9 protein-coding genes and 1 pseudogene are annotated in these 7636 nt (G+C 74.5%); 4 read left to right on the forward strand and 6 right to left on the reverse strand.

Annotated elements, in window-relative coordinates:
- Positions 1 to 125 precede the first annotated feature (125 nt).
- A complete protein-coding gene (locus A949_RS0118620) occupies positions 126 to 1214 on the reverse strand; it encodes an alcohol dehydrogenase catalytic domain-containing protein (RefSeq protein ID WP_019357536.1) in 1089 nt (362 codons plus the stop codon).
- Between the two features lie 104 nt (positions 1215 to 1318).
- Here A949_RS0118620 and A949_RS0118625 point away from each other — a divergent pair, with 104 nt between their 5' ends.
- On the forward strand, positions 1319 to 2212 hold the full coding sequence (locus tag A949_RS0118625) for a LysR family transcriptional regulator (RefSeq protein WP_019357537.1): 894 nt from the start codon (positions 1319 to 1321) through the stop codon (positions 2210 to 2212).
- A 135-nt stretch (positions 2213 to 2347) separates the two neighbouring features.
- On the opposite strand, the gene A949_RS0118630 is transcribed toward A949_RS0118625, so the two are convergent.
- On the reverse strand, positions 2348 to 2548 hold the full coding sequence (locus A949_RS0118630; RefSeq protein WP_019357538.1) for a hypothetical protein: 201 nt from the start codon (positions 2546 to 2548) through the stop codon (positions 2348 to 2350).
- Between the two features lie 30 nt (positions 2549 to 2578).
- Positions 2579 to 3517 carry a DMT family transporter gene (locus A949_RS0118635; protein WP_019357539.1) on the reverse strand — a complete coding sequence of 313 codons (939 nt, stop codon included), beginning with the start codon at positions 3515 to 3517 and terminating at the stop codon, positions 2579 to 2581.
- Positions 3518 to 3752: 235 nt separating this feature from the next.
- On the opposite strand from A949_RS0118635, the gene A949_RS0118640 reads away from it, so the two are divergent.
- The 3 genes and pseudogenes from A949_RS0118640 to A949_RS0118650 form a co-directional block, all read left to right on the forward strand.
- Positions 3753 to 3944, forward strand: a complete 192-nt coding sequence (locus A949_RS0118640; RefSeq protein ID WP_019357540.1) for a hypothetical protein — start codon at positions 3753 to 3755, stop codon at positions 3942 to 3944.
- A 44-nt stretch (positions 3945 to 3988) separates the two neighbouring features.
- Complete coding sequence (locus A949_RS0118645) at positions 3989 to 4519, forward strand: GNAT family N-acetyltransferase (RefSeq protein WP_019357541.1); 531 nt, start codon at positions 3989 to 3991, stop codon at positions 4517 to 4519.
- Positions 4520 to 4552: 33 nt separating this feature from the next.
- Positions 4553 to 4777: pseudogene (locus A949_RS0118650) on the forward strand (ADP-ribosylglycohydrolase family protein); the annotation flags it as partial.
- Positions 4778 to 4783: 6 nt separating this feature from the next.
- On the opposite strand, the gene A949_RS38150 reads toward A949_RS0118650, so the two are convergent.
- From A949_RS38150 to A949_RS0118665, 3 genes are all read right to left on the reverse strand, one after another.
- The gene (locus A949_RS38150; RefSeq protein WP_106964663.1) at positions 4784 to 5464 is read right to left on the reverse strand and encodes a serine/arginine repetitive matrix protein 2; all 681 of its coding nucleotides are present in this window, start codon (positions 5462 to 5464) and stop codon (positions 4784 to 4786) included.
- A gap of 148 nt (positions 5465 to 5612) precedes the next feature.
- Complete coding sequence (locus tag A949_RS0118660) at positions 5613 to 6227, reverse strand: YdcF family protein (protein ID WP_019357544.1); 615 nt, start codon at positions 6225 to 6227, stop codon at positions 5613 to 5615.
- A 313-nt stretch (positions 6228 to 6540) separates the two neighbouring features.
- On the reverse strand, positions 6541 to 7632 hold the full coding sequence (locus A949_RS0118665) for a MerR family transcriptional regulator (RefSeq protein ID WP_019357545.1): 1092 nt from the start codon (positions 7630 to 7632) through the stop codon (positions 6541 to 6543).
- Between the last annotated feature and the right edge of the window lie 4 nt (positions 7633 to 7636).

Here is a 7636-nt window from a genome sequence, read left to right on the forward strand (position 1 = left end):
ATACATGGGACGCGCACCCGTCCGATGTATTTCCGCGTCCCGCGCGGACCGTTCGGCGGCCTCGGCCGGCCGTGCGCCGGGCACCGTCGCGGTCGGCCGGCGCCGGCCCGACGGGTGCACGCTGCTCAACCGGCCGCCGGGGTGAGGACGGTGCGGTCGAACGGTCCGCCGTGCGCGGCGGCGTACGAGACGGCCTCGTTGACGGCGTCGAGGGGGAAGGTGCGGAGGCGTTCGGCGCCGAGGCCGAGCGTGCCGGAGGCGAGGATGCGGATCAGGCCGGGAAGCGTCGAGCGCGGGTACATCCACTGCCCGCGCACGGTGACCGAGTTGCGCATGAGCCACGGGTAGGGGAGGGCGAGATCCGCGCCGCCGAGCATGCCGACGCCGCCCATGAGGACGATGCGCCCGTACTCGCGGACGGTCATGGCCGCGGCCCGGGTCGCCGCCGCCGGTGCGGCGGGCGGGAGCAGGTCGATCGCCATGTCGATCGGGCCCGCGGCCGCCGCCGACGGCGCAGCGGTGTCGGCGGCCCGGTCCCCGGTCAGCTCGACCGGGCGGACCCGCGCACCGAACCGCTCGGCGAGCAGGCCGAGCACTGCCCGGTCGCGGCCCGGGGCGATCACGCGGCCGGCGCCCATGGCGAGTGCCGCGGCCGCGGCCGCGCTGCCGAGGTTGCCGGTGGCTCCGCTGACGAGCAGGGTCTCGCCGGCTTCGAGCCCGCCTGCCCGCAGCCCTCCGTAGGGGATGGCGTAGATGCCGAGGGAGGCCCAGCGTGCCGGATCCTCCTCCGCCTCCGGCGGCAGCGGGAAGACGTTCTCCGTGGGGAGCCGCATGCGTTCGGCGAACGCCCCGTCGTGCAGGTACCGGGCGAGTCCGGCGCCGCCCTCGCCGCGGGAACTCCACCCCTGCAGCGCGATGTCGGGCGTCAGCGCGTCGTCGCGGGAGCGGACCGTGCAGTCGCACCACACCAGGTCCCCGACGCGCAGCCGGGTCGCGTCCGGACCGAGGGTGACGACCCGGCCCACACCGCCCGTGCCCGGGACGACCGGGGGTTCGAGCGGGTACTTCCGCCCGCCGCTGAACACCTCGGCGGCGTAGGGCGGGACACCGGCTGCGCACACCTCGACCAGCACCTCGCCGCCGCCCGCCCGGGGGTCGGGTACCTCCTGCACGGTGAGCGGGGCACCGAACGCCGTCAGGGTTGCCGCTCGCATCTGTCCGCCTCCTGGAACGTGTCTGGTGATCGGATGTCCGAGGCTAGGTGGCCAGGAGGTATGCGCAAAGCGACGATGTCGCATGTGTGATATGCGTTGTACGCATGGACATCTCCAGTACGGCCCTCCGGGTGCTGCGGCAGGTCGCCGAGTCCGGGAGCTTCACCGCGGCTGCCTCCCTGCTCGGCTACACCCAGTCGGCGGTGTCCCGGCAGGCCGCCGCCCTCGAACGGAGCGCGGGCGCCACGTTGTTCGAGCGCCGCCCCGACGGGGTGCGGCTCACACCCGCCGGGTTGACCCTGCTGCGGCACGCGCGCACGATCCTCGATTCCGTCGCGGCGGCCGAGCACGAACTGGCCGGGCCCGCCGCACGGACCGAACTGGTGCGGCTGGGGGTCTTCCCCGCGGCCGGGGCGGTGATCCTGCCGGAAGTGCTCTCGCGGCTCGCGGCGACCGGATCCCACCTGGCGGTGACGACCCGCGAGGGCACCACGCCCGGGCTGATCCGGGCTCTGCGGGCGGGCTCGGTCGATGTCGCCCTGCTGACCTCGCGCCCGCCGCACCGGCCCTCGGACGGCGAGTCCCCCAGGCTGCACATCGAACCGGTCGAGGAGACCGAACTGCTCGTGGGTGTGCCGGGGACCGGCTCGTTCGCCGGCCGCACCGCGGTGCACGTGGACGAGCTGCTCGACGCTCCCTGGATCGCCACCCCGTCGTCGGGCGAGGAGCCCCTGCTCGGCGTCTGGCCCGGGTTGCCCGGGCGGCCGCGTATCGTCCACACCACGGGCGACTGGCTGACGAAACTGCAGCTGGTCGGCGGCGGTTTCGGCGTGACGACGGTGCCCTCCCGCATGTCGCCGCTGCTGCCGCAGGGCGTGAGTCCGCTGCGGGTGGAGGGAGCGCCCGCCGAGGTCCGCCGGATCCTCCTGGCGCGGCTGCCCGGCAGGCCCTCGCCCGGGGTCGCGGCCGTCATCGACGCGGTCACCTCGACGGCCTGACACATCGGGGCGCCGCTCGCCGCTCGCCGCTCGCCGTGCGTCGGCGGTCCGGACCGCCGAGGAGTGCGGGTCCTCGGGGGCACTCGCTCCGCATGCGCCCCCGAGGGGGAGGGGTGCGCTGTCCCCGACGGCAGGTCAGCGGACGCCGTGCCGGTGCGGCGGAGTCCGCCGGGCCGGCTGTGGGGCGAGCGGCGCGGCGGCGTCCCCGGTGCGGCCCGGGCCGCCGCGGCCGGCCCGGTCGGGAAGCGGCAGTCCGTGCCGGATCGCGTGGCCGGTGTCGATCCCGGTGGCGATGTCGCGTGCGAGGAGCAGGAGTCGGTGCAGTGCCGTGCGCATGGGGTTCTCCTTGCCGTCGGAGGGGAGGTCTCAGAGGGAAGCCGTGGGTTGCCCGTTCGGTGTCGGCGCCGGAGCGTCGCTCCGGGCGCGGACCGGTGCCGGGGGCGCGGCCCGTCGGCCGCGGTGGACGACGACGACGGCCGCGAGGCAGACGGCCAGACCGAGGGCGGTCCGCACACCGAAGTGCTCGCCGAACATGATCGCGCCCCAGACCGCGGTGACCGGGGCCATGAGGAACATCAGCGTGTTGACCTTCGTGACGCCGGAGCGGCGCAGGATGAGCCAGTACAGGCCGTAGCCGCCGAAGGTGGAGAGCACGACCAGCCAGGCGACCGCCTTCCAGAAGGCGGGTTCGGCAGGTGGCGTCGCCGAGCCCGCTGCCAGGGCCAGGGCGGTGAAGATGACCGCGCTGGTGGCGCAGTGCACGGCCAGCGGCACCTCGGGGGAGATGTCCGTACGGGAGCGGCCCTCCAGGAAGGTGGCCGCCACCAGCGACAGCATGCCGAGGAACGGTATGAGATAGGCCCACCAGGCCACCTCGGCGGCCGTGGCGGCGTCGGCGGTGGTGACGATCACGACCCCGGCGAGTCCCAGCCCCAGCCCCAGCCACTGCCGGCGGGAGACGTACTGGCGCAGCAGCGGCCCCGCCAGTGCTCCGGCGACCAGGGGCTGCACACCGTCGATCAGGGCGGTGGTGCCACTGGAGACGCCCAGTTGGATCGCCCAGAAGACGGTGAGCAGATAGCCGCTCTGGGAGAGCGTGCCGATCAGTGCCTGGCGGAGGAGGACCCGCGGCGGGACACCCCGCCAGGAGGCCCGTGCTGCGGTGGCGGCCAGAAGGGCGAGCGCGAGCGGCAGGAACCGCCACATCAGGATCGTCACCGCGGGCGCGCTGCCCGCCCCCAGCTTCGCCCCGATGAACCCGGAGCTCCAGCAGACCACGAAGGCGACGGCTAGCAGGAAGTTCACACCTCACCCCACTGTTCGACTAAACAGATCGGTTTACTCGCCTCACTATACAGATCTGTTTAGTCTGGGGAAGGGTGAGATCGGCCGAGTCGGCAGGGGCCCGGCCGTCACCGCAGACTCAGCCCCTCTGCTGCCGCGCGGGCTGCCGGACCGCGCCGGGCCGGAAGCCGCCGGGAACCGCCGCTGGTCGGCCAGGACCCCTTCCGCGAACAGCCGGCGAGGGGCGAGGAGCGCGGTGAGCACGAGCTTGGGGCCCGGCCCTCTGCCGCCGCCCGAACTGCGGCCCGGGCCCGGCGCCCGGGCCAGGGACGTCGCCGCCCGGTGCTGGGCGGCGCTGCACGAACGGGCACCCCGCGACTCCCGCGCGGCCGTCCTCCGCGTCTCCGCCGGCATCACCCGCGGGTCCGCGGAACGGACCCGGCGCTGAGCGCGCCCGGCGGACCCTGCGGCCGGAGCGGCTATGCTCCCGCCGTGGACGACATCGCCCCCGGCATACGCATCAGGCCCGGAGACCCGGCCGACGCCCCGGCTGTCCTGGACCTGCTCGACGCCGCGGTGGCCTGGATGAACGCCCGCGGCAACACCCAGCAGTGGGGCACGACTCCGTACTCCCGCAAGCCCGGCGGAGTGGCGCGGGTGGAGGGGTACCTGAGCGGGAACAGCCCCTGGATCGCCGAGTTGGACGGCGCACCCGCCGGGGCGCTGGTACTCGACTCCGGCCCCAGCCCGCAACTGCCCGTCGGACCGGCCGGAGAACCAGAGCGGTACGTCCGGCTGCTGGTCTCCGACCGACGGCACGCCGGCCGGGGCATCGGCGCCGCGCTGCTGGACCATGCCGCCGGAGAGACCCTGCGGGCCGGAGTGCGGTTGCTGCGGGTCGACTGCTGGGCGGGCGGGGGCGGCGAACTCGTCGCCTTCTACGAACGCAACGGATTCACCTTGGCCGAGCGATTCCTGCACGGGGACTGGCCGGGAGCGGTGCTCGCCCGCCGGGTGGGCTGAGAGGTCCGCCGGGCGGGCCGACAGGGCGGGGCAGGGCCGCTGTGCTTCCTGCTCTTCCCCGGGGAACCGCTCACCGCCGTGCGACGGGCCGCCTGCACCTCCGGTGACTCCGACTCACTCGCCTGCTTGACCGGCGCCTTCGCCGGCGCGTATCCGGGCGCGGATGCCTGGCCGGACGCCTGGCCGGACGCCTGGACGGAACGGATCGAGTACGGCGACGAGTTGGTGGGCCTCGGACGTCTCCGGGACGCGGGGTGAATCCGCTCAGGACTGCGGGCCGGGCGGGGGAGGCGGGCCCGGGTGCGGGTCGAACGGAGGCGGACCCGGGTGGCCCGGGTACGGCTGCGGGCCCGGCATGGTGAGCCGGCGGCGGTGGCGTCCCCGGCGGACCGCGGTGACGACGCTGATGGTCACGGCCGAGGCGACCGCGGCGAGGAACAGCCCGATCGCGGCGAGGACGGAGCCCACCGCGGTTCCCACGCGGGGCTCGTCCCCCAGAGCGAACTCGGTCTGCCGATCCGAGGTGCACGTGAGGGTGTAGTCGCCGCTGCTGCCCGGCTTCACCTCGAAGACGCGCTCCCAGGTGCGGGACCCGCGGGTGATCCGGAACGTGCTGTCCGGCTGTTCCATGGACCCGGACCGCAGCTGCGGAATCCGGCAGTCGACCCGGCCCCGCCCGGAAACGGAGGCGTAGATCGCCTTGGTCTCGCCCGCGGTGAACCGGAAGGTCCGCGAACCGCCGCTGGGGAAACTGTGGTCGGTGTCGATCGAGTTCACCGTGTCCCGCACCGTCAGCACGACGACGGCGGTACCGCTGGCGGCCAGCACGAGCGCCAGCACCGCGGCGACCACGTACCAGAGGCGGCGGGGCCGCAGCTCCTTCGCCGGGATGTTCCGCGGCGGGGGGCCGCCGTACGCTGCTCCTCCAGGGTTACCTATAGCCACGGTCCCGCATGGTATCGCCACGGGTGCCGACGCCAGGGGCGGCCGACAGCACCTCCCCGTGCGCCGCAGCCGCTGTCGGGATCCGCCGCGCGGCCCTCTCCCCGCCGGCCGGAATGGGGCGCGGCCGGCGCCGCGGCGGAAGTGCCGGTCAGGCAGCGGCCCGACGCGGTTGCCGCCGCTCGTCGGCCGTGAGCCCGCGGAGGGTCCACAATCCGTACAGCGCGAGCAGTGGTTTGACGACCAGCCACTCGCCGGGGCGGTAATCGTCGGCGCGCACGAGCCGCTCGGCGAGGTCGGGGCGCTGCCGCCGCAGATACGCGCGGGCCTTGAGCGCGTGTGCGGGCTGGGAGACGATCCTGATGCGGTCGGCGTTCTCCAGCAGCGGGAGCACGTTGGCGATGTTCTCCCACGTGGTGGCGCTCCGTTCCTCAAGGAGCACCCTGCCTTCGAAGCCGAGCACCGACCGCGCGTAGGCGGCCATCAGCCGGGCCTCCGGCACGCCGCTGCCGACCGGACCCCCGCTGAAGATCAGGCCGGTCCCGCTCTCGGGACCGGCGCCGAGGGAGCGGATCCCCGCACGCACCCGCCAGCGGTTGACGACGTTGGCCCCGGCCCGCGGGTTCCGGTAGCCCAGCACGACCACAGTCGCGGCAGCGGCCCCTCCGTCGGGCACGAGAGCGCGGGACCAGCGCCGGTTCAACCACTCGCCCCAGGCCAGGGCGACGGCGGTCCCGGCCAGGGTCAGTCCCGTCCCGCGCTGCATCCCAGAGACTCTAGGGTGCCGCCACCCGGAGGGGCAAAGGCTCAGTCGCGCAGCAGCCCGCGGCTTCTGCCGGGACTTCGAAGGTTCCTCCCGAGCGGGCGGAGGAGCCGTATCCAGCCGCCGCCGTGCCCGTCCGCGCGTTCGGCCGGAGGCGGGGCGCGGCAGGGCCGCGGAGCCGTGACCCGAAACGCCTCGCCCGCGACGGCGGAAGGGGCTGCCGTTCGGCGGGCCTGCCGGGCGAGTCGGTACGCGTCCGCCTCCCGCCGCAGCTCATGCCGGCGGATCCGGTGCTGCCCTTCGACGTGCATGCCGCTCACGACTGCTGCCGCTGTGCCAGGACGTCGGCGACCACGCAGCTCACGTTGTCGGGGCCGCCGGCCTCGTTGGCGAGAGCGACGAGTTCCCGGACCGCCTCCTCGGGCCGCGGGCTCCGGGCGAGCACTCGGCCGACGTCCGCTTCCGGAACGACGGCTGACAGCCCGTCCGAACAGAGCAGATACCGGTCTCCCGCCCGGACGTCGTGCAGCCGCAGGTCGGGAAGGACGTCGTCGGCTCCTCGGCCCAGCGCTCGCAGCAGCAGCGACCGTTGCGGGTGGGAGGCTGCCTCCTCCGGACTGAGCCGTCCCTCGTCGACCATCGACTGCACCACGGTGTGGTCGTGCGTGATCTGGAACAGCTCCCCGCCGCGCAGGAGGTGGACGCGGGAGTCGCCGATGTGCACGAGCCCCAGTTGCGAGCCGGTCCACAGCATCGCGGTGAGTGTCGTGCCCGCCTCCTCGTCGGGCCGGGCGCCGGCGCCGGCCGTGCCGCACACGGCCTGCCGGGCACGGTCGACGGCGTCCTCCAGGGCGTTGAGGAGGTCCCCGGCCGGGATGCTGTCGGTCTCCAGGTACTTCAGCGCGTCGACGGCGGCGGAGCTCGCGGGGGCTCCCGCTGCGCCGAAGCCGTCGGCGACGGCCAGCAGCCGGGATCCGGCATAGGCGGTGTCCTGGTTGCCCTCGCGGACCAGTCCCGGATCGGAGAGTGCGGCGTAGCGGATTTCCAGGGGGCGGGTGGTCGGAGTCATGGCGGGGTCCTTCCTGGCGAGGCTGTCGATGAGGAAGGTGGCCAGATCGCGCCGTGCCGCGGTGTCGGCTTCGACCTGCGCCCAGAAGGCGCGGACCTCCCGGGCCGCGGAGCCGGCGTCCAGTGCGCAGACCCGCTGGATGCGGGCCAGGGGCATCCCCAGCCGCCGGAGCCAGGCGACGAGCCGGGCCCGGTCCAGTTGCTCGGGCGCGTAGTGGCGGTAGCCGGTCACCGGGTCGACGCGAGCGGGGGTCAGCAGGCCGAGCTCGTCGTAGAGCCGCAGTGCCTTCGGCGACAGCCGGGACGCCTTCGCGAACGCTCCGATGGTCAGCAGGCCCATGCCA

This window comes from Streptomyces sp. AA1529 (assembly GCF_000280905.1).
Classification (GTDB): domain Bacteria; phylum Actinomycetota; class Actinomycetes; order Streptomycetales; family Streptomycetaceae; genus Streptomyces.